This is a genomic window from Agrococcus jenensis, assembly GCF_003752465.1.
In the GTDB taxonomy this organism is placed as follows: Bacteria; Actinomycetota; Actinomycetes; order Actinomycetales; family Microbacteriaceae; genus Agrococcus; species Agrococcus jenensis.
In genome coordinates this window covers 1332089-1358198 of sequence record NZ_RKHJ01000001.1, presented here as the reverse complement: position 1 = coordinate 1358198, position 26110 = coordinate 1332089, and the positions used below count along the sequence as shown (strand labels likewise).

Genomic DNA, 26110 nt, shown 5'->3' with positions numbered 1-26110 from the left:
CGCTAGCCGGGGCCGCCCACACGCGACACCCGCGAGTCGCCGGGTGCTCCCGACGGCCCGCGGGCGGCGCGGATCAGCCTCGCGAGTCGCGCGCCTGCGCCCAGAGGTCGACGCCCGGCTCGTCCTGCGCGAGCTCGTCGATCGCGGCGAGCTCTGCGTCGGTGAAGTCGAGGCGGTCGAGCGCGCCGATGTTCTGCTCGAGCTGCTCGACGCGCGAGGCGCCGATCGTGAGCGAGGTGACGCGCGGGTCGCGCAGCGCCCACGCGAGCGCGAGCTGCGCGAGCGACTGCCCGCGGTCCTCCGCGATGTTCGCGAGACCGCGGATGCGCTCCATCGCCTCGGGCGAGACGTTCGGGTCGAGCGGCTTGCGCGGGCTGCCGCGGCCGGCGCGCGAGTCGGAGGGAACGCCCTCGAGGTACTTGCCGGTCAGCAGCCCCTGCGCGAGCGCGGTGAAGCCGATCACGCCGATCCCGAGCTCGCCCGCGGCGTCGAGCAGGCCGTCCCGCTCGATCCAGCGGTTCAGCATCGAGTACGACGGCTGGTGGATCGTGAGCGGCGTGCCGAGCGACGCGAGGATCTCGTGCGCGCGCCGCGTGTCCTCGGCGGAGTAGCTCGAGACGCCCACGTAGAGCGCTCGGCCGGTGCGGACGATGTGGTCGAGCGCGGCCATCGTCTCCTCGAGCGGCGTCTCGGGGTCGGGACGGTGGTGGTAGTAGATGTCGACGTAGTCGAGCCCCATGCGAGCGAGCGACTGGTCGAGGCTCGCGATGAGGTACTTGCGGCTGCCGCCGATGCCGTAGGGGCCGGGCCACATGTCCCAGCCCGCCTTCGTGGTGACGAGGATCTCGTCGCGGTGCGCGTGCAGGTCGCTCGCCATGACCCGGCCGAAGTTCTGCTCCGAGGCGCCGAAGGGCGGGCCGTAGTTGTTCGCGAGGTCGAAGTGCGTGATGCCCCGGTCGAACGCGGTGGTCAGCAGGTCGCGCTGGCGGTCGAGCGGCACGTCGTCGCCGAAGTTGTGCCACATGCCGAGCGTGAGCAGCGGCAGCTTCAGTCCGGATGCGCCGGCGCGGCGGTACTGCATGGCACCGGGGCGCTCGGCGTCGTAGCGTGCGGGGTCGGCCTGCCAGGTCATCGTTCGGCTCCTGCTCGGTGGTCGGTCGCGGACTGGATCGCGGCGTCGTCGGCCGCGACGAGGGTCTCGGTGGCGCCGCGCAGGGCGACGGCTGCCGCGCATGCGGCGGCGCACGCGGGGCTGTGGAAGTCGATGCCGAGCTCGGCGAGCTCGTCCACGACGCGGCCGGCGACGAGCAGGTCGGCGGCGGTCGGCCGCAGCGAGCCATCCGCCCACCGCGCGCCGGCGGCGACGATCGCGATCGAGGCGCGGTCCCCGCGCCGCTCCTGCTCGTCGAGCGCCGCCCGGGCGACGGCGGATGCGCTCGCGAGCGTCGCGTCGAGCACGAGCGACGTGCGCGGCGCGAGGTCGTGCAGCTCAGCGGTCTCGGGTCCGCGATCCGCGTCGGCGATCACGACGACGTCGGCGGCGGCGGCGCGCATGGCTGCCGCTCCCCACTCGAGGGTCACCTGGTACTGAGCGCTCATGCGGCAAGCCTACGGACGCCCGCCGGACGCATCCCGAGCGTCGGCGCCGCGCCGCTCAGCGGAGCGCGCCGCAGTGGGCGAGCGCCGCGCGAACGAGGCTGCCGCGGCCGCCCTCCATCTCGGTGGCGATGAGCTCGGAGGCCGCGGCCTCGGGGCTCAGCCAGGTGAGCTCGAGCGCGTCCTGCCGCGGGTCGCACGACCCCGTGACGGGCACGATGTAGCAGAGCGACACGGCGTGCTGCCGGTCGTCGGAGTAGAGCCCGTCCCCGTGGATCGGGAAGTACTCGGCGATGTGGAACGGCACCGGGCTCGCCGGCAGCTGCGGGAACGCCATGGGGCCGAGGTCCTTCTCGAGGTGGCGGTAGAGCGCGTCGCGCACCCGCTCGCCGCGCATGACCCGGCCGGAGACGATCGTGCGCGTCATCTGGCTGTGCTCGTTCATGCGCAGCAGCAGGCCGACGTCCGTCACCTGGCCGATGCCGTCGAGCCGCACCGGGATCGCCTCGACGTAGAGGATCGGCAGGCGCTCGCGCGCCTGCTGCAGCTCCTCGTCGCTGAGCCAGCCTGGATTCGGGTCGGGGGTGCGCACAGCCATGGCCCCATTGTGCCCGGTCGCGCTCCTCGCGCGGTCCGGACGTCAGGGACGCAGTCGCACGCCCCTGCGCTGGGCCCAGAGCGCGAGCGCGAGCCACGCCGCGACGACGAGCAGGCCGAGCACGACCGACGGGATGTCGCCGAGCGCCGCGAACCAGCCGACCGGGTCCGGGTCGGGCAGCGCCTCGAGCAGGGTGCGCACGGCGAGCGTCGTCCCGACCGCGACGAGGCTGATGCGGCCGACGGCGGCGAAGGGCTCCGCGAAGGCGCCGAGCGTCGACGTGCCACCTCGGAGGTCGGTGTCGACCGTCGGATGCGTCACGCCGGCGAGCACGGCGATGAGGCTCGCGACCGCGAGCGTGAGCGGCGGCGTCCACAGCGCGGTCGCGGGCTCGAGCGGCGGGTGGAGCCAGACGGTGGGCGTGAAGTAGGCGAGGATGCCGAGCACGCCGAAGAGCACCGCGGCGAGCAGCCCGTACCCGACGACGCGGCCTCGCTGGCGAGCGTCGACGCTGCGGGCCCGCAGCAGCGCGTGCACGAGCGCGGCCCCGGCGGCGGCCGGCAGCGCGAGGCCCAGCCCGGCGATCACCGTGGTGACCGCCTGCGTGACGGCGGGATCGGCGGGCACTCCCGCCGCATCCGCGATGCCGCCGACGAGGAGCGTCGCGGGGCTGCAGGCGTCGCTCAGCCCGCCCTGCGGCGCGCCGCACAGGCCGGCGCTCAGCCAGAGCGTGCCCGAGCCGATGGCGGCGGTGATCACGGTCGCCCACGCCCAGCCGGCCCAGGTGCTCGCGAGCAGGCCGAGGAAGCCGAGCGCGGCGAGCGCGACCGCGAGCTGCAGCAGCGGGCCGGCGACGCGCATCCGCTCGAGCCCGCCGAGCGTGCCGGCAGCCGGGTCGAAGGCGATGCCGGCGGCGACGCCGCCGATGAGACCCACCGCGGCCGCGAGCGCGAGGCCCGCGACGAGCAGCAGCGCGACGCGGCCGAGCACGCGCGCGCCGCTCGTCCAGCCGCGGTGCTGCGCCATCGCGAAGCCGCAGCCGGCGATGACGGCGAAGGCGGGCAGCGCGATCGCGTCGAGGCCCATCGCGCCCCACGGCTCCGACGCCGGGAACGGCCGGCGCGGCGCGGCGAGCCACGCGACCGTCGCGAGCACGAGCAGCCCGCGGGCGGCGTCGAGCGAGACCACCCGGCCGATCGTCCTGCCGCGGGGCCTGCGGGCGGCACCGCTCCGGGCGCGCGCCGTCGGCATCACCCTGGTGGTGGCCGAGGTGCTCGTCATGTGCCGCGCTCCATGCTTCGAGGCTACGGTGTGAGGGACGGCGCGGGGAGCCCGGCGTGGCGGTCGGAGGGAGTCACCATGCAGCAGATCGACGCGGATGCGGTGCGCTGGCGCGAGGGTGAGCGCGAGTCCGGCGAGGGCGACCTGCTCGTCGTGCTGCACGGCCTCGGCTCGCACGAGGGCGACCTCTTCGGCCTCGCCCCGCACCTGCCGGCGTCGCTCACGATCGCCTCGCTGCGCGCTCCGCTCCCCTACGGCGGCGGCTTCGCGTGGTTCGACCCGTCGCCCATCGACACCGACGAGCGCGCGCGCGACGCGAGCGCCGAGGGCGTGCTGCACTGGCTCGACGGCCTGGATCGCGGCTTCGAGCGCGTGCACCTGCTCGGCTTCTCCCAGGGCGGCGTGATGGCCGTGCAGCTAGCGCGGCTCGCCCCGGAGCGGTTCTCGTCGATCGTGCACCTCGCCTCGTTCGTGCACGACGGGGAGCTGCCGGGCGACGCGGCGCTCGCCGCGCGCGAGCTGCGCATCCCGATGCTCACCACGATCGGCGACCTCGACGACGTCATCCACCGCGACAGGATCGAGCGCGCGGCGCCGTGGCTCGACGCGCACTTCGACGTCGAGCGGCGCACGTACCACCGCGCCCACTCGATCGTCGCGGAGGAGCTCGCCGACGTCGTCGCGTTCCTCGAGCGCGTCTGACGGCGCCCGACCCGCTCGTCCGATCGGGCTGAGCGCCCCGCCGCGCCCGCATCCCGCCCACCTCGGCGCTCAGGCCGATCGAGCGCACGGCAGACTGAGGGCATGGAACGGTTCCGACTGGGCGGCGTGCCCGGCGTCACGCCCGCGAAGTGGATGCGGGTGTGGGCCGAGCGCATGCCCGACGTGCCGATCGACCTCGTCGCGGTCGACGACGCGGATGCGGCGGGTGCGCTGCAGGACGGGCGCGTCGACGCGGTGCTCGCGCGGCTGCCGCTCGACGAGGACGCGCTCGACGACCTGCACGTCGTCGGGCTCTACGACGAGCTCCCGGTCGTGGTCGCCGCGAAGGGCCACCCGATCGTCGCGTTCGACACCGTGGCCGTCGCCGACCTCGAGGGCGAGACGATGCTCGAGGCGGACGGCATGACCTCCGCACAGCTGCTGGAGGTCGTCGCGACCGGCGCGGGCATCGCGATCGTGCCGATGTCGGTCGCCCGCGCGCTCGGCGGCGAGGAGACGCGGCACCGCGTGGTGACGGATGTGCCCTCCACGACGATCGCCCTGGCCTGGCTGCGCACCGCCGACTCCCCGCTGCACCAGGAGCTCATCGGCATCGCGCGCGGCCGCAAGCCCGGCTCGTCCCGCGGCGCCGAGCGCGAGCATGGCGAGCGCGAGCACAGCGTCCAGCCCGGCCAGTCGGCGACGGGCGCGAAGCCGCGCGCCTCGAAGCCGAAGCAGCCGCCGCGCCCGAACCGCCCCCGCCGTCCCGGTGGCCCCGGCCGGTCCGGCCGCCCAGGTCCCGGGCGCCGCCGCTAGGCACCCGCCCGCCACTCGACCCGTTCGCGCCGAACGGACCCGCTGCAGCAGGTCGAGCCGGAGGGAACGGGTCGAGTCGCGACGGGGACGACGAAGGCCCCGCTCCCTTGCGGGATGCGGGGCCTTCGCCTCTGGCGGTGACGGTGGGATTTGAACCCACGGTGGAGGGTTACTCCACACGACTTTTCGAGAGTCGCACCTTCGGCCGCTCGGACACGTCACCAAGGGACGATCCTACACGAGGCTCGGGGCCGAGCCCAATCGCTCCGAGAACAGTCGCACGCGCCGCTCCTCGTGCATGCCCTCCTCGACCTTCCGGCCGCCGTCGGCGTGCCAGCCGTGCTGCTCGTAGAAGGCCGCGGCACGGGCGTTGCCGGCCAGCACCCACAGGTACGCGCCCTCGTGGCCGTCGGCGATGAGCCTGCGCTCGACCTCCATGAGCAGCGCGTGCCCGACGCCGCGCGACCACCGCTCGGCGATCGCGTAGATCGCGTAGAGCTCGCCGGTCGCGGGCGGGTCGGGATCGCGGGCGCGGCCCGCGAACGCCCAGCCGACCACCTCGCTGTCGGCGACCGCGACGAGGTCGTGCGCGGCGGCATCCGCGTGGTGCTCGTCCCACCGCTCGATCCGCAGGATCGTCTCTCGCTCGACGCTCAGCCGGTCGAGCACCTCCTGCGGCACGAGGCCGCGGTAGGCGGCGCGCCAGGTCTCGATGCGCACGCGGGCGATGCCGGCCGAGTCGCCGACCGTCGCCTCGCGCACGTGGGCGCTCATGCCGCCTCCCCCGGCGAGGCGTCGACGACGCAGAAGCGGTTGCCCTCGGGGTCCTCCATGATGAGGTAGTCGGCATCCGGCGGCCGCTTGGGCCAGTGCACGAGCTGCGCCCCGAGCGACTCGAGGCGCTCGACCTCGGCGGCCTGGTCGTCGGCGTACAGGTCGAGGTGGATGCGCGGCGGCAGCACCCGCTCGGAGGGCATCGCGTCGAGCGACACGTTGGGCCCGGTGTCGCCGCGCGGCCGGAGCAGCACGAAGTCGTCGTCGATCGGCAGGCGCGGCTCGTAGTCGAGCGCGGCTGTCCAGAACAGCAGCTGACGCTCGAGGTCGCTGCACCGGATCACGATCGAGCCGACGGTGAGCATGGGGTCACGCTAGCCGGTCGTCGGCGTTTGCGCCGCAATCTTCGAGCGATCTTCGGTTGAGTCGCACCCGCTCGGGCTGCGCAGGCCGCGCAGGCCGCGTGACCGGCGCGTCGCGCCGGGCCTGGGGAGCGTCGCCAGGCGGGGTGGGCGGTCGCCGATAGCCTCGCAGGCATGGTCAAGGCACCCGCGTACCGCTGCTCCGAGTGCGGCTGGACGACCCTGAAGTGGGTCGGTCGCTGCGGCGAGTGCCAGCAGTGGGGCACGGTCGGCGAGGCCGGCGTGCAGGCGAGGCGCGTGGCGCCCGCCGCGGTGCCCGACGCGCGCGCCGCGCGCCCCATCACCGAGCTGCGCACCGCTGAGGCGCCGCGCTGGCCGAGCGGCATCGCCGAGTTCGACCGCGTGCTCGGCGGCGGCCTCGTGCCCGGCGCGGTCGTGCTCTGCTCGGGCGAGCCGGGCGTCGGCAAGTCGACCCTGCTGCTCGCGGTCGCCGCGAAGGCCGCGCACTCGGGCCGTCGCGTGCTCTACGTCTCGGGCGAGGAGTCGCTCGCGCAGGTGCGCCTGCGCGCCGAGCGCACGGGCGCCCTCGAGCCGCAGCTGTACCTCGCGAGCGAGACCGACCTCGCCACGATCCTCGGGCAGATCCGCGACACCGACCCGGAGCTCGTGATCATCGACTCGGTGCAGACGGTCGCCAACGCCGAGAACGAGGCGCTCGCGGGCGGGCCGAGCCAGGTGCGCGACGTGGCTGCGGCCCTCACGCGGGCGGCGAAGGACGCGGACGTGCCGCTGCTGCTCGTCGGCCACGTCACGAAGGACGGCTCGGTCGCCGGCCCGCGCGTGCTCGAGCACCTCGTCGACGTCGTCGCGCACTTCGACGGCGACCGGCAGACGGCGCTGCGCTTCGTGCGCGCGTCGAAGAACCGCTTCGGACCGACGGACGAGGTCGGCTGCTTCGAGATGACCGGTGACGGCATCGTCGAGGTGCCCGACCCCTCCGGCCTCTTCCTCTCGCGCTCGGCGACGCCGCTCGCGGGCACGTGCGTCACGATCGCGCTCGAAGGCCGACGGGCGCTCCCAGTCGAGGTGCAGGCGCTCGTCGTGCCCGCCTCGACCGCGCAGCCCCGGCGGGTGGTGAACGGCGTCGACGCGTCGCGCGTCGCGATGGTGCTCGCGGTGCTCGAGCGGCACGCGCTGCTGAGCCTCGGCAGCCACGACGTCTACGTCTCGACGGTCGGCGGCATCAAGCTCACCGAGCCCGGCGCCGACCTCGCGATCGCGCTGTCGATCGCGAGCGCGCACCGCAACGTCGCGCTGCCGCGCGCGCTCGCCGCGGTGGGCGAGATCTCGCTCGCGGGCGAGATCCGCGCGGCGTCGGCCACGAAGCGGCGCGAGGGCGAAGCACGACGGCTCGGCTACTCCCGCTTCGTCGACGACGGCGTGGCGCTCGTGCGCATCGCGGTCGCCGAGACGATCGCCGCCGGCCGCAAGCAGGCGGAGCCGAGCCACCTGGTGGCCGTGCCCGAATTTTGAGCCCGGGTACCGCCTACTGCAGCACGAACTGCGCGCTCTGCTGGCTCGCGTAGTCGCCCACGCGCACCGCGAGCGTGTACGTGGCGCCACCCGCGTCGACCTGCGGCCGCTCCGCGGTGCACGTCTCGATCGACGAGGCGGTGCGGTCCCACTCGATCGGCACGGTCGACTGGGCCACGCCCGGCTCGAGCTGCACGACGTTGTCCTGCACGTCTGCGGCGCAGTCCGACCAGCGGTAGACGACCTGGTCCCCCGCGCGGATCTCGTACTCCTGCACGCTCGTGCCGGCGTTGAGCGAGCAGGCGCCCTCCCCGGTGTTCTCGATCGTGAACGACAGCTGCACCCGCTCGTCGGCCGCGTAGGTGTCCTTGTCGACCGAGGGGATGATGGCGATCTGCTCCGCCGCGCACGGCTCGGTCGGCTCGCCGGTCTCGTCGCTGCCGCCGACGGGCGTGAAGGGCCCGGTCGGCGTGGGCGTCGGCGTCTCGCTCGGTGCGGGGCTCTCGACGGGGGCCGCGGCGCTGCCGCTCGGCGCGGGCACGACGGCCTCCGGCGCCTGCCAGGGGCGCCACACGAGCAGCACGACGGCGACGACCGCCAGGATCGCGAGCAGGGCCAGCAGCGTGCGTCGCCGGCGCACGGCGGCGCGGCGCTTCGCAGTGGGTGCCTTGCTCATCGATCCAGGGTAGGCGAGCGGCGGCTCAGAGCCGCTTGAGCATGCGCGTGTTGCCGAGCGTGTTCGGCTTCACGTGCGCGAGGTCGAGGAACTCGGCCATGCCGCCGTCGGGCGAGCGGACCAGCTCGGCGAACACATCCGGGCTCACGACCTGCTCCGCGACCTCGACGTAGCCGTGGCGACCGAAGAACGCCGTCTCGAACGTCAGGCAGAAGAGCCGCGAGAGCCCGAGGTCGACTGCGCGCTGCTCGAGCGCCTCGAGCATCGCGTGCCCGACGCCACGGCCGAGGGCGCCCTCGGCGACGGCGATCGTGCGCACCTCGCCGATGTCCTCCCACAGCACGTGCAGCGCACCGCATCCGACGATCTGCCCATCGCGCTCGGCGACGACGAACTCCTGGACGGCCTCGAACAGCGTGACGAGCTCCTTGCCGAGCAGGATGCGCCGCTCGACGTAGGGCTCGATGAGGTCGCGCATCGCCCGCACGTCACCGGTGCGCGCACGGCGGACCACGAGCGCCGACGGGTCGAGGGCGGATGCGCCGGCTGCGGGTGCGTCGGTGGGGGCTGCGTCGGTGGTCACGGTCATCGAGCCTACGCGCGGGAGCCGAGCGCGAGGTCACGAGCCGTCCGACGCCGAAGGGGCGGAGCCGCAGCCCCGCCCCTCCGTGTCGATCAGCCGATCAGGCGATCAGCCGATCAGGCGATCAGCCGCAGACGGTCAGCGACGCGACCGCCGGGTGCAGCGTCGGCTCGCCGCCGATGAGCGACACGCTCGACACCTGCAGGCGCTCGAGCTCGTCGTGCACCCGCTCCGGCACGCACGTGGCGCGCGTGATGAGCAGCGGCACGTCGGTCGCCCCGGCCACCGCGGCGCCCGCGAGGGCGTCGGGGTAGTTCTCGCCGGACGCGAGGTAGGCCATCTCGACCGGAGCGTCGAACGCCGAGGCCGTGATGATGGCCGACGTCGCGAAGCGGTCGATGCCGCCGAGGCGGCTCACGGTGAAGCCGGCGTCGACCAGCTCGCCGGCGATCGCCGACGGGATGGTGACGATCGAGCCCGTGACGCGCACGCGGTCCACGCCCAGCGCGTCGAGCGAGCCGAGCATCGCGGCGGGGATCCGCTCATCCGGGTCGACGAGCAGCAGCGGCTGGTCGAGGTGACCGGCAGCCGCGCCGGCCGACAGGGCGTCGGGGAAGCTGCGACCGGTCGCCACGTAGGCGCCCGTCGCCGACTCGAAGGCGTAGTCCGCGACCAGCTGCGCGGTCTCGTAGCGGTCGTCGCCCGCGAGGCGCTGGACCGTCGTGACGGATGCGAGCGCGTCGATCTGCGCCTGCGTCGCCGTGCTGATCGTCGGCTCGCCGCCCACGATCACGACGCGGTCGGCGCCGAGGCGCTCGATCTCGTCGAGCACGATCTGCGGGGCCTCGCCCTTGCGGACGAGGAGCAGCGGGCCGCCCTCGTGCGCCGCGGCCGGGCCGGCGGCGAGCGCGTCGGGCCAGTTCTCGCCGCTCGCGACGTAGACGACGTCAGCGCCGTCCGCGTACGTGCTCGCCGAGAGCTCGACGGCGGTCGCGAAGCGGTCGTCGCCCGCGACGCGGTCCGACTCGAACGCGATCGAGATCGCGAGCGGCACCGCGGTGCCCGAGTCGGTGCGCAGCTCGAAGCGGTCGTCGCCGCGCAGCAGCGGCACCTCGAACGTGACGGTCGCCGAGTCATCGGTGACCGGGTACGAGCCGAGCAGCTCCTCGCCGTAGTAGAGGTCGAGCTCAGCGCTCTCGGGGGTGCCGAGCGAGGTGAGGTCGATCTCGTTCACGGTCAGCGAGACCTCGGAGCCCACGGCGACCGGAGCGGTCGGCATGCCGACGACCTCCAGCTGGCGGCGCGAGTAGTCGGGCGAGATCGGGGACTGCTCCTCGAGGTACGCCTCGAAGGCCTCGGAGTCGACGAGACCGGAGTCGCGGTCGTCCGTGCCCGCGATGAAGCCGCGGAAGTTGTCGCCACCCGACAGCAGGAAGCTGGGCACGGCGACGCGGAACGTGTCGGCCGCCGAGACCCACTGCTCGTCGACCCAGATGCCCGTGATGCGGGAGCCCTCGGGGAGCGTCGAGTCGTAGGTGTACTCGAGGTTGTCGCTGAAGCCGAGCTGCAGGTAGGCGCGCGAGGGCACGGTGCCGTCGGCGGCCCGCTGCCACTGCTGCTCCAGCACGACCTTGAGCTGCTCGCCCGTGAGGGTGGTCGTCCACAGGTTGTTCGCGAACGGCAGCACCGCGGCGGCCTCGCCCACGGTCACGATGCCGTCCTCGGACTCGCCCTCGGCGGCCTCGAAGTAGAACTCGTCGCGGAGGCCGCCCGGGTTCGTGATGCCGATCTCGGCACCGCCGCGGTTCTCGGCGGAGAGCTGGTCGCGCAGCATGTTGCCGACGAGCGTGCCCATCGTGGATGCGCTGGCGCGGTCATCGCGGGCGTCGCCCACGAAGGCCGTGGTGATGTCGCCGGTGATCTCGCCGAGCGGCTCGCGGCCGATGACCGCCGCCTGCTCGAGCGCCGCGGTCGTGATCGTGTCGACGGCCGCGACCCGCGGGTACGCGGCGACGAGCTCGGACGCCGGCGCCGTCGTGCGCGCGACGTTCTGCACCGTCGGGAAGGTCGCGGCGCCGGTGGCGGGGTCGATGACGACGACCACCTGGCTCACGTTCTCGGCGTACTGGCCGCTCTGCACGACCGGGCGCTGGTCCTGCTGGCTGCCCTCGGGGGCGGGCGCGAGCCAGGAGTAGGGCTTGTGCGTGTGGCCGTTGAAGATCACGTCGACGGCGGGAGCGGTCTCCTCGACGATCGAGCGGAACGCAGCGGAGGAGCCCATCGACGCCTCGAGCGCGGCGGCCTGGACGTCCTGCGGCGCGTTGAGCGCGAGCGTCGCCTGCGAGCCCTCGTGGTACTCGGCGATGAGCAGCTCGGCCTCCCCGTTGGCGGCGTCGCCGTCGGAGAGCCGCGCGGCGATCGCGTTGACCGCGTCGACCGGGTCGGTGAAGACGACGCCCTGGATGCCGGACGGGTCGACGAGCGTCGGGGTCTCGAGCGTGACGGCGCCGATGACGCCGACGGTGACGCCGTTGACCTCGAAGAGCTCGTAGCCCTGGTCGATGGGGGTGCCGTCGCGCGTGACGTTCGCCGCGAGGTAGGGGAAGTCTGCGGTGTCGCGGACGCGCCCCTGCAGGTCGTCGATCCCGCGGTCGAACTCGTGGTTGCCGGCGGCCGCCGCGTCGACCTCGAGCGCGTTCAGCACCTCCAGCGTCGGGGTGTCCTGCTGCGATGCGGACGCGTAGAGCGAGGCGCCGATGTTGTCGCCGCCGGAGAGGAGGAGCGAGGCGTCGTCGCCGTGCGTGGCGCGCAGCTGCTCGATCGTGCCCGCGAAGGCCACCGTGCCGCCGCGCGGCGTCGGGTCGGCGACCGTGCCGGCCGGCGCCTGCAGGCGACCGTGGAAGTCGTTGAAGTGGAGGATGTTCACGAGGCCAGGGGTGGCGGCCGCGGCGCCGACCTCGGCGGTCGCGGCGCCGGTGGCGACCGCCGCCTGCGGGGCGACGAGCAGCCCCAAGGCGACGGCGCAGGCGGCGCCAGCCGCCAGGTTGCGCTTCATGTGCTTGATCACGGGTGTATCTCCGATGCGAAGGGATCCAGACGGCGCGCAGGACACGCCACTGGTGAGCCTATGAAGTCGGAGACCGACGCGCGAGGCCCAATCGTTGCAGCGAGGTGAACAGCCGGTGACGATGCCGGAGACGCAGAAGAGGGGACCCCGCGGGGTCCCCTCTTCTGCGTCGCTCGTCGATCAGGCGTCGGCGGGCGCGAGCTCCGGCTGGTGCGGCTCGGGGCTCGTGTGCGTGAAGACGAACTCGTTGTCGGCGAAGTCCACCGTCACGTGCTCGCCCGAGCCGAGCTCGCCGTGCAGGATCTTCTCGCTCAGCACATCCTCGATCTCGTGCTGCACCGCGCGACGCAGCGGCCGTGCGCCGAGCGCCGGGTCGTGACCCACCTGGATGAGCCGCTTCTTGGCCGGCTCGGTGAGCTCGATCGTCATGTCGCGGTCCAGCAGGCGCTCCTGGAGCCGCTTGATGAACAGGTCGACGATCTGCAGCAGCTCGTCGTTGCTGAGCTGCGGGAAGACGATCGTCTCGTCGACGCGGTTCAGGAACTCCGGCTTGAAGTTGCGCTTGAGCTCCTCGCGGACCTTCGCGCGCATCTGCTCGTAGTCTCCGTGCGTCGAGCCCTCGAGCACGAAGCCGACGGGTCCGCCCGAGATGTCCTTCGTGCCGAGGTTCGTCGTCATGATGATGACGGTGTTTTTGAAGTCGACGACACGGCCCTGGCCGTCGGTCAGACGACCCTCCTCGAGGATCTGCAGCAGCGAGTTGAAGATGTCGTTGTGCGCCTTCTCGATCTCATCGAAGAGCACGACCGAGAACGGCTTGCGCCGCACCTTCTCGGTGAGCTGGCCGCCCTCCTCGAAGCCGACGAACCCGGGAGGGGCACCGAAGAGCCGCGAGACGGTGTGCTTCTCGCTGTACTCCGACATGTCGAGCGAGATCAGCGCGTCCTGGTCGTCGAAGAGGAACTCCGCGAGCGCCTTCGCGAGCTCCGTCTTGCCGACGCCCGTGGGGCCGGCGAAGATGAACGAGCCCGAGGGGCGGCGGGGGTCCTTGAGGCCCGCGCGCTGCCGGCGGATGGTCTTGGCGAGCACGCTGATCGCCTCGTCCTGGCCGATGACGCGCTGGTGCAGCGCCTTCTCCATGAAGATGAGCCGAGCCGACTCCTCCTCGGTGAGCTTGAACACGGGGATGCCGGTCGCGTTGGCGAGCACCTCGGCGATCACGCCCTCGTCGAGCACGCCGGTCGGACCGCCGTTGCCGTTGCGCCACTGCTTCTCGGTGCGGAGCCGCTCGCCGAGCAGCTCCTTCTCCTCGTCGCGCAGACGAGCGGCGGCCTCGAAGTCCTGGCCGTCGATCGCGGCCTCCTTGCGGGTGCGCACGCCGGCGATCCGCTCGTCGAACTCGCGCAGCTCGGGCGGGGCCGAGAGGATCGAGAGGCGCAGGCGGGCGCCGCCCTCGTCGATCAGGTCGATCGCCTTGTCGGGCAGGAAGCGGTCCTGCACGTAGCGGTCCGCCAGGTTGGCGGCCGCGACGAGCGCGCCGTCGGTGATCGTGACCTTGTGGTGCGACTCGTAGCGGTCCCGCAGGCCCTTGAGGATGTTGATCGTGTGCGCGACCGACGGCTCCTGCACCTGGATGGGCTGGAAGCGCCGCTCGAGCGCGGCATCCTTCTCGAAGTGCTTGCGGTACTCGTCGAGCGTCGTGGCGCCGATGGTCTGCAGCTCGCCGCGGGCGAGCAGCGGCTTCAGGATGTTGGCTGCGTCGATCGCGCCCTCGGCCGCACCTGCGCCGACGAGCGTGTGGATCTCGTCGATGAAGGTGATGATGTCGCCGCGGGTGCGGATCTCCTTCGTCACCTTCTTGAGGCGCTCCTCGAAGTCACCGCGGTAGCGGCTGCCCGCGATGAGCGAGCCGAGGTCGAGCGTGTAGACCTGCTTGTCCTTGAGCGTCTCGGGCACCTCGCCCTTGACGATCGCCTGCGCGAGGCCCTCGACGACGGCGGTCTTGCCGACGCCGGGCTCACCGATCAGCACCGGGTTGTTCTTGGAGCGGCGCGAGAGGATCTGCATGACCCGCTCGATCTCCTTCTCGCGACCGATGACCGGGTCGAGCTTGCCGTCGCGGGCGGCCTGCGTGAGGTTGCGCCCGAACTGGTCGAGGATCTGCGAGCCCTTGGCGTCGGTCTGCTGCGTCTGCTCGCCGCCGACGGCCGTCGTCTCCTTGCCCTGGTAGCCGGCGAGGAGCTGGTTGACCGTCTGGCGCACGCGGTTGAGGTCGGCGCCGAGCTTGACGAGCACCTGTGCGGCGACGCCCTCGCCCTCACGGATGAGGCCGAGCAGCACGTGCTCGGTGCCGATGTAGTTGTGGCCCAGCTGCAGCGCCTCGCGCAGGCTGAGCTCGAGCACCTTCTTGGCGCGCGGCGTGAACGGGATGTGCCCCGTCGTCTGCTGGCTGCCGGTGCCGATCATGTCCTGGACCTGGGCGCGCACGGCATCGAGCGAGATGCCGAGCTGCTCGAGGGCCTTCGCGGCGACGCCGTCACCCTCGTGGATGAGCCCGAGCAGGATGTGCTCCGTGCCGATGTAGTTGTGGTTGAGCAGCTTCGCCTCTTCTTGGGCGAGCACCACGACGCGGCGAGCGCGGTCGGTGAATCTCTCGAACATCGCTGGCTCCCTTCCTTGACTGCGAGCGTAGTCGCGGGGGTTCTCGCGAGGGGCCGTGTTCGCTGTCGGCGCGACACGGGAGGACGCTCGGCGACCGTCGGCGCGATCCGCTCATCGTGCTGTGCGATGCGCTCGACTGCCAGCCCGGGGAGCTCTTCGCAGTCGACGCCCATCGAACGCAGAAGGGACCTCGGTAGCCTCGAGGTTCAGACGCGAGGAGCATGGTGACCGATCAGCCCGCCCAGCCCTGGAGCCAGCCGCAGCACGACCAGGGCATGCAGCAGCAGGCGCAGCCCCCGTACGGGCAGCAGCCCCAGTACGGGCAGCCGCAGTACGGGCAGCCTGCATACGGGCAGCAGCCCCGGTACGGGCAGCCTGCCTACGGGCAGCAGCAGTACGGGCAGCCTGCCTACGGGCAGCCGCCCTACGTCCAGGGCGCTCCGCATCCGTCGTACGCGCCCGCGCCCTACGGTCAGCCCGGCTTCGCGCCGCAGCCCGCGCCGCCGAAGAAGCCCGCACTGCTGCCGGCCGCGCTGCCCGTCGACGGCCTGCCCTACGCGATGGCGTTCCAGCCGCTCGAGCGCCGCGTCGGCCGCTGGTTCCTCGCCTGGGCGATCGCCATCGGCTTCTTCTTCGGCGGCCAGGTCGTCTCGGTCGCGCTGCTCATGCCCGGCATGGTCGACTTCTTCAGCACCCTCGACCCGGCGACCGCGAGCGACCCGGACATCGCCGCCGACCTGCTCGGCGAGATCCTCGGCACGCCGCTCGGCATGGCGGGCGTCAACATGGCGTGGGCTGCGATGATCCCGGGCGCGATCGTGGCGATGGCGGCCTTCGGCAAGGGCGCCGCCGGCTACGCCTCGAGCGTCGTGGGCCGCTGGCGCTGGCGCACCGTCGGCCGTGCCGCGATCGTGATCCTGCCGATCTTCGCCGTCTACATCGGCATCTCGCTGTGGCTCGACCCGTCGGTCGAGTGGCAGTGGAACCCCAACTGGGGGCTCGTGGCGATCGTGCTGCTGACGACGCCGCTGCAGGCGACCGGCGAGGAGTTCACGTTCCGCGGCCTGCTGCCGCAGATGATGGCCGGCTGGCGCGTGCACCGCTACGTGCCGGCGCTCGTGATGCTGCTGCCGGTGGCCGCGGTCATGGTGCTGCAGCCCGCCACCTGGTACCTCTCGCTGCTCGCGCTCGTCGCAGCCGCGGTCGGGCCGTGGGTGCTGCGCGGCCGCTTCGGCAACGCGGTCTGGACCGGCCTCGCGACCGGGCTGCTCTTCGGCGCGATGCACGCGCATCCGTCGATCTCGGCGACGCTGCAGCTCTCGCTCGTCGGCTTCACGTGCTCGATGCTGACCTACCGCACGGGCGGCCTCGAGGCCGCGTCGGTGCTGCACACCGCGAACAACGTCTTCATCATGGTGCCGCTCGCGCTCACCGGGACGTCGGCGTTCGCCTCGTCGCAGCCGGTAGCCGGCGAGGACTGGCTGTCGTTCGGCATCACCGCGCTCGCGCTCGGCCTCGCCTACCTCGCCGTGCACGTCTTCCTCGCGAAGTCGCAGCGCTCGACCGTCGGCGCCCCGGGCGCCGAGCTGCTCGAGCCGCAGCCGGAGGCGCCGCGCGTGCAGCCAACCCCCGAGCCGGTCGGGGCGCGCTGAGCGGTCCGCCGATCGCGGCGCACTGCGCCGCGCCCCGTTCGGACGGCGCTAGGCGGAGGTGCGGTCCTGCCCGGGTGCTGCGCCGGGCGGCCGCTCGGCCGCCGCGGCGGTCGTCGCGGCAGGCTGGTCGGCGCTGGCCGCGGCCCCTGCGGCCGGGCGCGGCGGCAGACCGGCCTTCGCGCGCTCCTCGGCCTCGATCTGGTCGTACTTGAGGCGGGCGGTGCGGTCGCCGCGGATGATCATCCGCATGACCATCCAGAAGATGAGCCCGAGCACGATCGTCGGGATGAGCGAGAAGATCGCGTTCCCCCACCAGCTCTCAGGCATGCATCCAGGGTACCGCGCCCGCCCGGCCACGACGCCGAGCTTCCCCGAACCGCGGGTTCCTCGCGCCGAACCCCGCGGTTGAGGGAAGTTCGATCGGAGGTCAGGCGGTGAGGAGCGCGCGGACGCGCTCGGAGCCGATCGCCAGCAGCAGGGTCGGGATGCGCGGCCCGGTCTCGCGGCCGACGAGCAGGCGGTAGAGCAGCGCGAAGAACGCGCGCTGGGCCGCTGAGAGCGCCTTGTCGCCCTTGACGATCGCGTCGGGCTCGAGCCCGCGCTGCACCTTCGCGACGCCGTAGGTCTGGTGGGTGAGGCCGTCGAGCGTCCAGCTGTCCTCGATGGCCGGCAGGCCCTGTCCGCCGTCGAGCAGCAGGGCCAGCGCCTCGCGCTCGACCTCGGTGAGCGCGTCGAGCGCCTCGCGGTCGGGCGACTCCCGCACGGTCGTGTGCTCGTCGGCGGGCATGTGCGTCGCGACCCACGCCTCGACCCGGTCGAGCCGGGGCCGCAGGGGCTCCAGGTCGTCGATCGGGTCGGCCTCGTCGAGCCCGCGCAGGATGCGCAGGATCTGCGCCTCGTCGCCGAACGTGATGTCGACGACGGATGCGAGCGTCCGGTAGGCGACGCGGCGCGGCGTCTCGGGCAGGCGCTCGTGCGCCGTCGCGGTCGCGCGCTCGAGCGCCGCGAGCTCGGCGGGCTGCGCCGTGCCGGCCGCCGCCTTGCGCAGCAGCGCATCCCACTCGTCGTAGGTGCGCTGCAGGTCGGAGCCGAACGCGACGTCGAACGACTGGTTCATGCGGCGCCGGGCGTAGAGCCAGCGCAGCACCGGCGCCTCCATGACGGCGAGCGCATCCGCCGGCACCGGGGCGCCGCCGCGCGACGACGACATCTTCGCGACGCCGCCGAAGCCGACGAACGCGTACATCGGGCCGAGCGGCCGCTCCCAGCCGAAGACCGGCGCGAGCTCGAGGCCGACCTGGAACGACGAGCCGGGCGACTGGTGGTCGACGCCCGAGGGCTCGAAGACGACGCGCTCGTAGGCCCAGCGCATCGGCCAGTCGACCTTCCAGACGAGCTTGCCGGAGCGGAACTCGCGCAGCAGCACCGTCTCGCGGTGCCCGCACTGGCACGCGTACGTCATCTCGGTCGAGTCGTCGTCGTACGCCTCGATCGTCGTGAGGTCGGTGCCGCACGCGGTGCAGTAGGGCTTGTACGGGTAGTACTCGGCGCCCGCGGAGCCGTCGTCCTCGGCCGCGGCGCCGGAGCCGGCGTCGAGCGCGGCCTGCAGCGCCTCGTCCTCGTCCTTCGCGGCTGGGAGCGTGCGGTACTGCTCGAGGATCTCGTCGATCTCGCGGCGGTGGCGCATCGCGTGCAGGATCTGCTCGGTGTAGGCGCCCGCTGCGTACTGCTCCGTCTGGCTGATGCCGCGGTAGCGCACGCCCGCCTCGGCGAACGACGCCTCGGCCTGCGCGCGGAAGTGGGCGGCCCACGAGTCCGCGGTGCTGCCGGGAGGGGCGGGCACGCTGGTGAGCGGCTTGCCGATGTGCTCGGCCCACGACGCGTCGACGCCCTCGATGCCTGCCGGCACCTTGCGGAAGCGGTCGTAGTCGTCCCACGAGATGAGGTGCTCCGCGTCGACGCCGCGGCGCAGCAGCTCGTCGGCGACGAGGTGCGGGCTCATGACCTCGCGGAAGTTGCCGAGGTGGATCGGTCCGGACGGCGAGATGCCGGATGCCGCGACCGGCCGGGTGCCGCGGCGCGCGGCCTCGGCGATGACCTCGTCGGCGAGGCGGGAGACCCAGTCGGCGCGCTCGTGCTCGATGGCGGGCTCGGGCGATGGCTGCTGGGACTCGGTCACGACCATCGATCCTACCGAGCCGGGGCGGCGCCGCCGCGGTCGGCCGATCGTGCCCGCGCGGTCAGCCGATCGTGAACGTGGCGTTGTCGATCAGGCGGACGGTGCCGACGCGGGCGGCGACGAGCACCTGCACGGGGCCGCGGTGGTGCTCGGATGCCCCTGTGAACGTGCGCGGGTCGACCACGGCGAGGTAGTCGAGGCGCACGCCGGAGTCGTCCTGCATCACGCCCTGGGCGGCGGCGAGCATCGCCTCGACGCCGCGGTCGGATGCCGCGCCGGCCGCCTCGAGCGCGCGGGACAGCGCGAGCGCATCCGCCCGCTCCCCCGCCTGCAGGAAGCGGTTGCGGCTCGAGAGCGCGAGGCCGTCGGGCTCGCGCACCGTCGGCACGCCGAGCACCTCGACCGGCACGTTGAGGTCGCGCACCATGCGCCGGACGAGGAAGAGCTGCTGCGCGTCCTTCTCGCCGAAGACGGCGACGTCCGGCTGCACGATGGCGAGCAGCTTCGCGACCACCGTGAGCATGCCGTCGAAGTGCCCGGGGCGGCTGCGGCCCTCGAGCACCGTGCCGAGGTGGCCGGCGGTGACGACGGTGGACGAGCGGCCGCCGTCCGGATACATCTCCTCGACGGTCGGCATGAAGACGGCGGTGACGCCGAGCTCCGCGAGCCGATCGGTGTCGGCCTCCGGCGTGCGGGGGTAGCGGGCGAGGTCCTCGTGGGGCCCGAACTGCATCGGGTTGACGAACACCGACGCGATGACGAGGTCGGCGTGCTCGCGGGCCTCGCGCATGAGCTCGACATGCCCGTCGTGGAGCGCGCCCATCGTCGGCACGAGCGCGATGCGCCTGCCCTCGGCGCGGGCTGCGCGGACGAGCGCGCGAGCGGCGTCGATGGTCGTCAGGGTCTGGATGGCGTCGGGCACCACGCAAGCCTAGGTGCGCCCATCCCCGGTTTTGTCTCAACGGAGCGATCGGCGGCGGGAGGGCACTATCCCCTCGTGCTGCCAGCCGCTCCGTTGAGATCAGGGCTGGAGGGGCGGGTCGGGGTAGCGGGCGAGGGCCGACTCGACGGCGGAGCGGACGACGCCGCCGAGCACGCGGGCGGGCCGCTCGACGCCGATCTCATGCAGCTGCCGCATCGCCTGCGCGACGAGGCCGTCGGCGAAGCCGGCCGCCACCCCGACGGCCTCGGCGTAGGCGGGCCGGTCGGCCTCGTCGACGACGATCGGCTCGGCGCCCATCTCGACCGCGAGCGCCTGCCCGATCGGCAGCACCGGGCCGGGCGCGGTCACGGCGACGGTGGCGTCGAGCAGCCGCGAGAGGTCGAGCGACGTGCCCGTGAACGTCATCGCCGGGTGCAGCGCGATGGGGATCGCCCCGCGGGCGACCGCGGGCTGCAGCACCGCGACGCCGTGCTCGGCGGCCGTGTGGACGACGAGCTGCCCCGGCTGCCAGGCGCCGGTCGCCGCGAGCCCGGCGACGAGGCCCGGCAGCTCGGCGGTGGGCACGGCGAGCAGCACGAGCTCGGCCCGCTCGACGATCGTCGGGGCGTCGAGCAGCTCGACGCCGGGCAGCACGGCCTCGGCGCGCTCGATCGCGTCCTCGCCCGTGGCGTCGATGCCGACGATCGCGTGGCCTGCACCCGCGAGGGCCGCGCCCAGCACGGGGCCGACGCGGCCGGCGCCGATGATGCCGACGCCGAGCCTGCCGGGCTTCACGACTCGTCCCGCGGCCGCTGCCAGCGCTGGTCGGGCTGCTGCTGAGGCGGGGGCTGCGGCGCCGACGCCGGGGGCGCCGGCTGCGGCTGCGGGGGCTGCGGCAGCTGCGACGACTGCGGCTGCGCGGGCCACGGCTGCGGCGGTGCCGCGTGCTGGCCCGGCGGGCGCTGCTGCGGCCACTGCTGACCGGCCGCGGCAGGCGGTCCCGGCGGTGCCCACTGCTGCGGCGGGCGCTGCGGGTGCTGCGGCTGCGGCTGCTGCTGGGGCTGCTCGGGCTGCGGCCACGCGGGCTGCTGCTGCGGCTGCTGCCACGGCTGCTGCTGCTGCTGCGGCGAAGGCCACGGATGCTGCTGGGCCTGCTGCCACGGCGCCGCGACCGGCGGGCTCGGCGGCGACATCAGCCCGTCCTGCACCGCGGGCGCCGTCTCGAGCACCGCGTTGCGCGAGAGCGACGCGGCCCACGACTCCGACGCATCCCGATCGATCGCGACCTTGACCGTGCGCATCGCGTGGTCGAAGAGGATGCGGGCGTCGCCCTGGTCGATCGCGCCGATGCCGGGCGAGAGCACGGTGTCGGGCACGTGGAACTGCACGCGGCCGAGCCGCGCGAGGCCGTAGATCGGCCCCTGCTGCAGCGCGACCGACTGCACGCGGGCCTGCGGCACGAGGTGCAGCGAGCGCCAGATGCGGCCGGTCCGCAGCAGGAACGCGGCGTCGTGCACGTGGAAGCCGTTGCGGCGCACCGAGAACCAGCGGAACGCGCGAGCGCGCGGCGGGCTCACCACGAAGGCGTCGGGCGCCTGCCCGAAGAGCCCCGCGTCGACGAGCGGCGAGTGCGCGAGCTCGGGCAGCACGAGCCCGACGACCGTGCGCACGTCGCGCAGGTCGCCGACCGGCAGCAGGTAGCTCGCCATCTGGCTGCTCTGCCCGCCCTGACCGGAGCCGTCGGGCTTCGACTTGCCGGCGCGCGTGAACGTCACCTGCCACCACCCGAACGGCCGCCAGAGCAGCGGCTGCTTCACCTGCAGCGCGAAGATGCGCCCGGGCGGCAGGATCTCGGTCGTCGTCGAGGCGAGGCCGTAGGCGAGCCGGATGCCGTCGGGCGTCGCCGCGATCGAGTAGCGCAGCTTCGAGCCGAGCGAGCGCACGCCGGCGGCGAAGAAGGCGATCGCGCCGGGCAGCAGCGCGAACACGGCCCAGAACTGCTGGAAGCCGATGATGAGCACGAGCGTGCCGATCGCGTAGGCGACGGCCCACACGATCCAGCCGTCGAGCAGCGACGAGGCGACGATGCGGCCCAGCGGGATGCGCACGAGCGAGTGGGGCGCGAGGTGCGCGATCTCGGCGTCGGGTCGCAGGAACTCGTGCACGACGCCGCCCGCGGCGCCGGCGCGCTCGGTCGCCATGCGCTGGGCGTCGGCGGCGGACCTCCCGGAGGCGCGGTCCATGACCTCGTAGCGCAGGGCATCCGCGACCGACGAGCTCAGGTAGTTGAGGTCGACGTTGGCGTCGTTGCCCGCCTGCTGCACCTCGAACTTGCACGCGCCGAGCAGCCGCGCGAACCAAGGCTTCTGGATGTTGATCGCCTGGATGCGCGCGAGCGGCGCGCGGCGGTGCCGCTTGACGAGGATGCCCTGCTGGACCTCGACCGCATCGCCGGTGATGCGGAAGCGGTGCACGCGCCAGCTCAGCCAGAAGACGAGGATGCCGAGCAGCACGAGACCGACGGTGCCGAGCGCGACCCACAGGAGCTGGTCGATGATGAAGTCGCCGAACGGGTCCTGCTCGAACTCGTTCCACTCCTCGGGCACGACGATGCCGATGAGGCGGTCGCGGAACGTCGAGACGATAATGCCGAGGACGATGATGAGCGCGAGGCCGCCGCGCAGCAGCGGGGTCGCCGGGTGCAGCCGGTGCCACTCGCCGTCGACGAGCTCGATCGCCTTCGCGCGTGCGTCGCCGGTGCCGGCGGGCGGCTGCGGCTGCGGCTCCGGCGCTCCCGGCGACTGCGGCGGCCAGGGCTGCTGCTGCGGCCACTGCTGCATCGGCTGCTGCTGCGCCGGCCACTGCTGCGCCGGCGGCCGCTCCCCCGGCGCCTGCGGCGGGCGGGGCGCGTCGGTCACAGACCGGCCCGTCGGGACTCGGAGACAGCGACGAGGTGGTCGCGCAGCTCCTCCGCCGTCGAGCCCGGCATGCCGGGGATCGTGATGGCGCTCGACGCGGCCGCCGTGACGAACTTGAGCGACTTGAGGCCGAACATCCGCTCGATCGGGCCCTGCGTGATGTCGACGATCTGCATGCGGCCGTAGGGGACGGCCACGAAGCGGCGGAACAGCATGCCTCGGCGCACGAGCAGGTCGTCGTCGCGCTGCAGGTAGCCGATCGTGCGGGTGCGGAGGAACGACCAGACGACGCCGACGACCGCGAGGACCGCTGCGCCGATGAGGGGCAGCCATGCCCACAGCGGCATGTCGCCGTCGTGCAGGAGCCAGAGCGGGACGGTGACGCCCACGCCGACGATGACCCAGCCGATCACGGAGCCGATCGACTCGACCACCGCGTAGCGCATGCTGATGCGCTGCCAGGCGCCGGTGACGTCGAGGCGTTCTGCCACGGGGTTCCTCCACTGCTCTCCGGCGACCGCCGGCGGCCCTCGGCGGCCGGCCTCCAGGCTAGCCCGAGGGCGCTGAACAGGCCGTCTGCGATACTGCCCTCGTGACTTCGGAGACCCAGCCGCGACGACGGCACGCAGGCCGATGGATCGCCGTGTCGATCGTCGGCGTCATCGTCCTGGCGCTGCTCGCGGGCATCGGCTGGTACTTCCTGCGCATCAATCCCTCGGTGCAGCAGGTGGAGACGATCGAGACCGCGTTCCCCGAGGAGTCGCTGCGTCCGACCCAGCAGGCGACCGAGTCCGGCTCCCCCATCAACGTCCTGCTGCTCGGCAGCGACGCGCGCGCCTCAGACGGCTCGCTGCTGACGAGCCTCGGCGACCGGGCCGACACCATCATGGTCGCCCACATCCCGCCGGACCGCGAGACGGTGCAGATCATGTCGATCATGCGCGACTCGTGGGTCGACATCCCGGGCCACGGCACGCAGAAGGTGAACGCGGCGCTCGCGCTCGGCGGTGTGCCGCTCATGGTGCAGACCGTCGAGGGCATCATCGACCAGCGCATCGATCACATCGCCGTCATCGACTTCGAGGGCTTCAAGGGCCTGACGGAGGCGCTCGGCGGCGTGACGCTGCAGAACGACATCGCCTTCAGCGACCGCGGCTACGACTTCCCGGCGGGCGAGATCACCGTCTCCGGCGACGAGGCGCTCGCGTACGTCCGCGCCCGCTATCCCTTCGCCGACGGCGACTACCAGCGCTCGCACAACCAGCGCGCGCTGCTCCGCGGCGCGATCGAGCAGATGATGACGCGCGAGAACCTCACCAATCCCGAGCGCATGGCGAACCTACTCGCCACGGTCACGCCGCACCTCGCCACGTCCGACACCTTCTCGCTCCCCGACGCGCTCGGCCTCGGGCCGCAGCTCGCGCAGCTCGACTCGACGCGCATCCAGAGCTTCACGATGCCCACCCTCGGCACCGGCATGGAGGGCGACCAGTCGGTCGTCTACGTCAACTGGGAGGGCCTCGAGGAGATCCGCGAGGCCTTCGACCAGGACTCGATGTCGACGTTCGAGCCCGCCGCGGAGCGCTAGCCGCCTCGACTAGGCCGGCTCCGGCGCGGAGCCCGTGACGACGGCGTCGTCCTCGTCGTCGGGCGGCAGCACGCACCAGTGCTCGGCGAGCAGGCCGGCGGCGAGCTCGATCGCAGCGCCGACGGCGATCACGGTCACCGCGAGCACCGCGTCGCCCGCGACCACCGCGCGGGTCGCGAAGAAGGCGAGCGCACCGAGCGCGGCGCCCGTGAGCAGCGCGCCCACGACGGCGTTGGCCTTCGCGAAGCCCAGCACGCTCGTCGCGTGCCGGTAGTCGACGCGGCGCTTGCCGCGCGCGGCCTGCCGCACCGGCCAGGCGAGCAGCAGCAGCACGCCGCCGAGCAGCGCGAGCGCGATGCCGAGCGTCACGGTCGGCACCACCGCCGGGCGGCCGCTCATGACGAGCATCGCCTCGACCATCCACGCGAGGGCCGCCGCCACGACCGCGGTCAGGATGAGCGCGGTCGCGGAGGTGCGCCTCACGCGAGCCGCCAGACGTCGCCGTCGGCGTACTCGGCGAGCTCCGCGATCGGACCGTGGCCGGGCAGGGTCGCGGCCGGCTCGACCTCGAGCCACGGCTGCAGCACGAACTGCCGCTCGTGCGCGCGCGGGTGCGGCAGCGTCAGCTCGTCGGTGTCGAGCTCGAGCGCGCCGATCGCGACGATGTCGATGTCGATCGTGCGGCTGCCGTAGCGCTCCTCGCGCACGCGGCCGAGCGCATCCTCGACCGCCCGCGCCGCGTCGAGCAGCTCGAGCGGCTCGAGCGCCGTGCCGACGATCACGACGATGTTGGCGTAGTCGGGCGAGAGCCCCTCGCCGTCGGGGTGCCACGACGGCGACTCCCACGCGCCCGAGCGGTCCAGCACCCGGATGCCGTCGATCGCGTCGAGCGCGCGCACGGCGCGGTCGATGGTCGCCACGCGGTCGCCGAGGTTGGCCCCGAGCGACAGCACGGCCCGCCGCTCGAGCGAGAGCCTCAACGGATGCCCCCGCCGCGCCGCAGCCGCGCCCGCTGCACCGTCACCGCGACGTCGCCGAACGGCACGGCGATCGGCGCGCTCGGCTTGTGCACCGTCACGACCGCGTGCCCGACGCGGCGGTCCTCGAGGCAGACGTGCGCGATGCGGTCGGCGAGCGTCTCGATGAGGTCGACCGGGTCGCGCTCGATCGCCGCCACGATCCGCTCCGCGAGCTCGCCGTAGTGCACGGTGCGCGCGACGTCGTCGGTCGCGACGGCCTCGCGCACGTCGAGGCCGAGCGACACGTCGACGACGAACTCCTGCCCGTCCCTGCGCTCCTCGGGCAGCACGCCGTGATGCCCGGTCGCTCGGATGCCGCGGAGGTCGATCGTGCCGTGCAGCCGCTCCACGTCGTCGAGCACGACGTCCCAGTCAGGGCCGTCGGCGCGTCGGACGGCATCGAGGGACCGCACCGCCGAGACGGTCGAGGCCACGTCGTGGACGCGCACGGAGCCGGCGCCGCGCTGGGCGGCGAGCAGCGAGGTCGCGGCGGTCGCCGCATCGCGCTCCGAGGCGGGCGCGCCCTCGGGCACGAGGTCGCCGAGGAACCGCTTGCGGCTCGTGCCGACGAGCAGGGGCAGCCCCAGCTCGACGAGGTGGTGCAGCCCGGCGAGCAGTCGCCAGTTGTCGGCCGCCGCCTTCGAGAAGCCGAAGCCCGGGTCGAGGATGATGCGCTCGCGCGCGATGCCCGCGTCGACCGCGGCGTCGACCCGTCGCTCGAGGTGCTCGACGACCTCGCGCACGACGTCGTCGTAGTGCGTGTCCTGCGTCACGTCGATGCCGCGGGAGTGCATGAGCACGATGCGCGCGCCGCCCTCCGCGACCGTGCGCAGCATGTCGGGGTCGTGCTCGCCGGCCGTCACGTCGTTGATGATCTCGGCGCCGGCGGCCATCGCGGCGCGCGCGGTCGCCGCGTGGATGGTGTCGACCGAGACGCGGATGCCCTCTCGCGCGAGCTCCGTCACGACCGGCAGGATGCGGCGCTGCTCCTCGTCGGGATCGATGGGCGAGGCCCCGGGGCGGGTCGACTCCCCGCCGATGTCGATGACGCCGGCACCCTGCGCCCGCATGCGCCGCGCGTGGGCGATCGCCGCGCCCGCGTCGATGTAGCGGCCGCCGTCGCTGAACGAGTCGGGGGTGACGTTGAGGATGCCCCAGACCTCGGTGCGCTGCGTCGCCACCA

25 protein-coding genes and 1 tRNA gene are annotated in these 26110 nt (G+C 73.4%); 6 read left to right on the top strand and 20 right to left on the bottom strand.

The annotated features are described in order from the left end of the window. Positions 1-73: 73 nt before the first annotated feature. From mgrA to EDD26_RS06730, 4 genes are read right to left on the bottom strand one after another with little or no spacing between them, the layout of a single operon-like run. On the bottom strand, positions 74-1132 hold the full coding sequence (mgrA, locus tag EDD26_RS06745; RefSeq protein WP_123697004.1) for an L-glyceraldehyde 3-phosphate reductase: 1059 nt from the start codon (positions 1130-1132) through the stop codon (positions 74-76). Continuing rightward, positions 1129-1599 carry a hypothetical protein gene (locus tag EDD26_RS06740; RefSeq protein WP_123697003.1) on the bottom strand — a complete coding sequence of 157 codons (471 nt, stop codon included), beginning with the start codon at positions 1597-1599 and terminating at the stop codon, positions 1129-1131. The genes mgrA and EDD26_RS06740 overlap by 4 nt, the downstream gene beginning before the upstream one ends. Positions 1600-1654: 55 nt before the next feature. After that, positions 1655-2194 carry an NUDIX hydrolase family protein gene (locus tag EDD26_RS06735; RefSeq protein WP_123697002.1) on the bottom strand — a complete coding sequence of 180 codons (540 nt, stop codon included), beginning with the start codon at positions 2192-2194 and terminating at the stop codon, positions 1655-1657. A gap of 42 nt (positions 2195-2236) precedes the next feature. Next, positions 2237-3475 (bottom strand): hypothetical protein, encoded by a 1239-nt coding sequence (locus EDD26_RS06730; protein ID WP_148058711.1) that lies wholly within the window; start codon positions 3473-3475, stop codon positions 2237-2239. Positions 3476-3553: 78 nt separating this feature from the next. Between EDD26_RS06730 and EDD26_RS06725 the strand changes: the two genes are divergently transcribed. Together EDD26_RS06725 and EDD26_RS06720 are read left to right on the top strand one after the other, a co-directional pair. Continuing rightward, positions 3554-4177 carry an alpha/beta hydrolase gene (locus EDD26_RS06725; protein ID WP_123697000.1) on the top strand — a complete coding sequence of 208 codons (624 nt, stop codon included), beginning with the start codon at positions 3554-3556 and terminating at the stop codon, positions 4175-4177. Between the two features lie 102 nt (positions 4178-4279). Further along, positions 4280-4993, top strand: coding sequence for a LysR substrate-binding domain-containing protein (locus tag EDD26_RS06720; RefSeq protein WP_123696999.1), 714 nt, complete (start codon positions 4280-4282; stop codon positions 4991-4993). 132 nt (positions 4994-5125) lie between these two features. Here the strand turns inward: EDD26_RS06720 and EDD26_RS06715 are convergent. The 3 genes from EDD26_RS06715 to EDD26_RS06705 form a co-directional block, all read right to left on the bottom strand. Then, a tRNA-Ser gene (locus tag EDD26_RS06715) sits at positions 5126-5216 on the bottom strand. A gap of 11 nt (positions 5217-5227) precedes the next feature. After that, positions 5228-5767, bottom strand: a complete 540-nt coding sequence (locus EDD26_RS06710) for a GNAT family N-acetyltransferase (protein WP_123696998.1) — start codon at positions 5765-5767, stop codon at positions 5228-5230. Next, a complete protein-coding gene (locus tag EDD26_RS06705; RefSeq protein ID WP_123696997.1) occupies positions 5764-6132 on the bottom strand; it encodes a VOC family protein in 369 nt (122 codons plus the stop codon). Before EDD26_RS06705 ends, EDD26_RS06710 begins: the two co-directional genes overlap by 4 nt. 171 nt (positions 6133-6303) lie before the next feature. Between EDD26_RS06705 and radA the strand changes: the two genes are divergently transcribed. Then, positions 6304-7662 (top strand): DNA repair protein RadA, encoded by a 1359-nt coding sequence (gene radA / locus EDD26_RS06700; RefSeq protein WP_123696996.1) that lies wholly within the window; start codon positions 6304-6306, stop codon positions 7660-7662. Between the two features lie 13 nt (positions 7663-7675). Here the strand turns inward: radA and EDD26_RS06695 are convergent, their stop codons facing one another. The 4 genes from EDD26_RS06695 to EDD26_RS06680 all read right to left on the bottom strand — a co-directional run bounded on the left by EDD26_RS06695 (position 7676) and on the right by EDD26_RS06680 (position 14649). Beyond that, positions 7676-8338: a hypothetical protein gene (locus tag EDD26_RS06695; RefSeq protein WP_123696995.1), complete on the bottom strand. Its 663-nt coding sequence runs from the start codon at positions 8336-8338 to the stop codon at positions 7676-7678. Between the two features lie 25 nt (positions 8339-8363). Next, positions 8364-8852 carry an amino-acid N-acetyltransferase gene (locus EDD26_RS06690; protein WP_281273328.1) on the bottom strand — a complete coding sequence of 163 codons (489 nt, stop codon included), beginning with the start codon at positions 8850-8852 and terminating at the stop codon, positions 8364-8366. Between the two features lie 193 nt (positions 8853-9045). Beyond that, complete coding sequence (locus tag EDD26_RS06685; protein ID WP_123696993.1) at positions 9046-11988, bottom strand: cell wall-binding repeat-containing protein; 2943 nt, start codon at positions 11986-11988, stop codon at positions 9046-9048. A gap of 180 nt (positions 11989-12168) precedes the next feature. Further along, a complete protein-coding gene (locus EDD26_RS06680; RefSeq protein WP_123696992.1) occupies positions 12169-14649 on the bottom strand; it encodes an ATP-dependent Clp protease ATP-binding subunit in 2481 nt (826 codons plus the stop codon). On the opposite strand from EDD26_RS06680, the gene EDD26_RS15055 reads away from it, so the two are divergent. After that, positions 14637-14846, top strand: a complete 210-nt coding sequence (locus EDD26_RS15055; RefSeq protein WP_123696991.1) for a helix-turn-helix domain-containing protein — start codon at positions 14637-14639, stop codon at positions 14844-14846. The two genes, EDD26_RS06680 and EDD26_RS15055, sit on opposite strands and share 13 nt — an antisense overlap. Positions 14847-14873: 27 nt before the next feature. Continuing rightward, positions 14874-16301 carry a CPBP family intramembrane glutamic endopeptidase gene (locus tag EDD26_RS06670; RefSeq protein WP_211333842.1) on the top strand — a complete coding sequence of 476 codons (1428 nt, stop codon included), beginning with the start codon at positions 14874-14876 and terminating at the stop codon, positions 16299-16301. 48 nt (positions 16302-16349) lie between these two features. On the opposite strand, the gene EDD26_RS14835 is transcribed toward EDD26_RS06670, so the two are convergent. The 6 genes from EDD26_RS14835 to EDD26_RS06640 form a co-directional block, all read right to left on the bottom strand. After that, positions 16350-16628 (bottom strand): hypothetical protein, encoded by a 279-nt coding sequence (locus EDD26_RS14835; protein ID WP_123696989.1) that lies wholly within the window; start codon positions 16626-16628, stop codon positions 16350-16352. 100 nt (positions 16629-16728) lie between these two features. Further along, the gene (locus tag EDD26_RS06660) at positions 16729-18480 is read right to left on the bottom strand and encodes a lysine--tRNA ligase (RefSeq protein ID WP_245989793.1); all 1752 of its coding nucleotides are present in this window, start codon (positions 18478-18480) and stop codon (positions 16729-16731) included. A gap of 61 nt (positions 18481-18541) precedes the next feature. Beyond that, positions 18542-19405: a pantoate--beta-alanine ligase gene (panC, locus tag EDD26_RS06655; RefSeq protein ID WP_123696987.1), complete on the bottom strand. Its 864-nt coding sequence runs from the start codon at positions 19403-19405 to the stop codon at positions 18542-18544. A gap of 96 nt (positions 19406-19501) precedes the next feature. Further along, positions 19502-20197, bottom strand: coding sequence for a DUF2520 domain-containing protein (locus EDD26_RS06650; protein WP_245989791.1), 696 nt, complete (start codon positions 20195-20197; stop codon positions 19502-19504). Further along, positions 20194-22320 carry a PH domain-containing protein gene (locus tag EDD26_RS06645; protein WP_123696986.1) on the bottom strand — a complete coding sequence of 709 codons (2127 nt, stop codon included), beginning with the start codon at positions 22318-22320 and terminating at the stop codon, positions 20194-20196. The genes EDD26_RS06650 and EDD26_RS06645 overlap by 4 nt, the downstream gene beginning before the upstream one ends. After that, positions 22317-22811 (bottom strand): PH domain-containing protein, encoded by a 495-nt coding sequence (locus tag EDD26_RS06640; RefSeq protein ID WP_123696985.1) that lies wholly within the window; start codon positions 22809-22811, stop codon positions 22317-22319. The genes EDD26_RS06645 and EDD26_RS06640 overlap by 4 nt, the downstream gene beginning before the upstream one ends. Positions 22812-22912: 101 nt before the next feature. On the opposite strand from EDD26_RS06640, the gene EDD26_RS06635 reads away from it, so the two are divergent. Beyond that, positions 22913-23908: an LCP family protein gene (locus EDD26_RS06635; protein WP_148058710.1), complete on the top strand. Its 996-nt coding sequence runs from the start codon at positions 22913-22915 to the stop codon at positions 23906-23908. Positions 23909-23917: 9 nt separating this feature from the next. Here the strand turns inward: EDD26_RS06635 and EDD26_RS06630 are convergent, their stop codons facing one another. The 3 genes from EDD26_RS06630 to folP are packed head-to-tail and all read right to left on the bottom strand — an operon-like array spanning position 23918 to position 26108. Next, complete coding sequence (locus tag EDD26_RS06630) at positions 23918-24391, bottom strand: DUF3180 family protein (protein WP_123696983.1); 474 nt, start codon at positions 24389-24391, stop codon at positions 23918-23920. Beyond that, complete coding sequence (gene folK / locus EDD26_RS06625; RefSeq protein ID WP_245989790.1) at positions 24388-24861, bottom strand: 2-amino-4-hydroxy-6-hydroxymethyldihydropteridine diphosphokinase; 474 nt, start codon at positions 24859-24861, stop codon at positions 24388-24390. The genes EDD26_RS06630 and folK overlap by 4 nt, the downstream gene beginning before the upstream one ends. Positions 24862-24884: 23 nt before the next feature. Further along, positions 24885-26108, bottom strand: coding sequence for a dihydropteroate synthase (gene folP / locus EDD26_RS14640; protein WP_170165470.1), 1224 nt, complete (start codon positions 26106-26108; stop codon positions 24885-24887). Positions 26109-26110 lie beyond the last annotated feature (2 nt).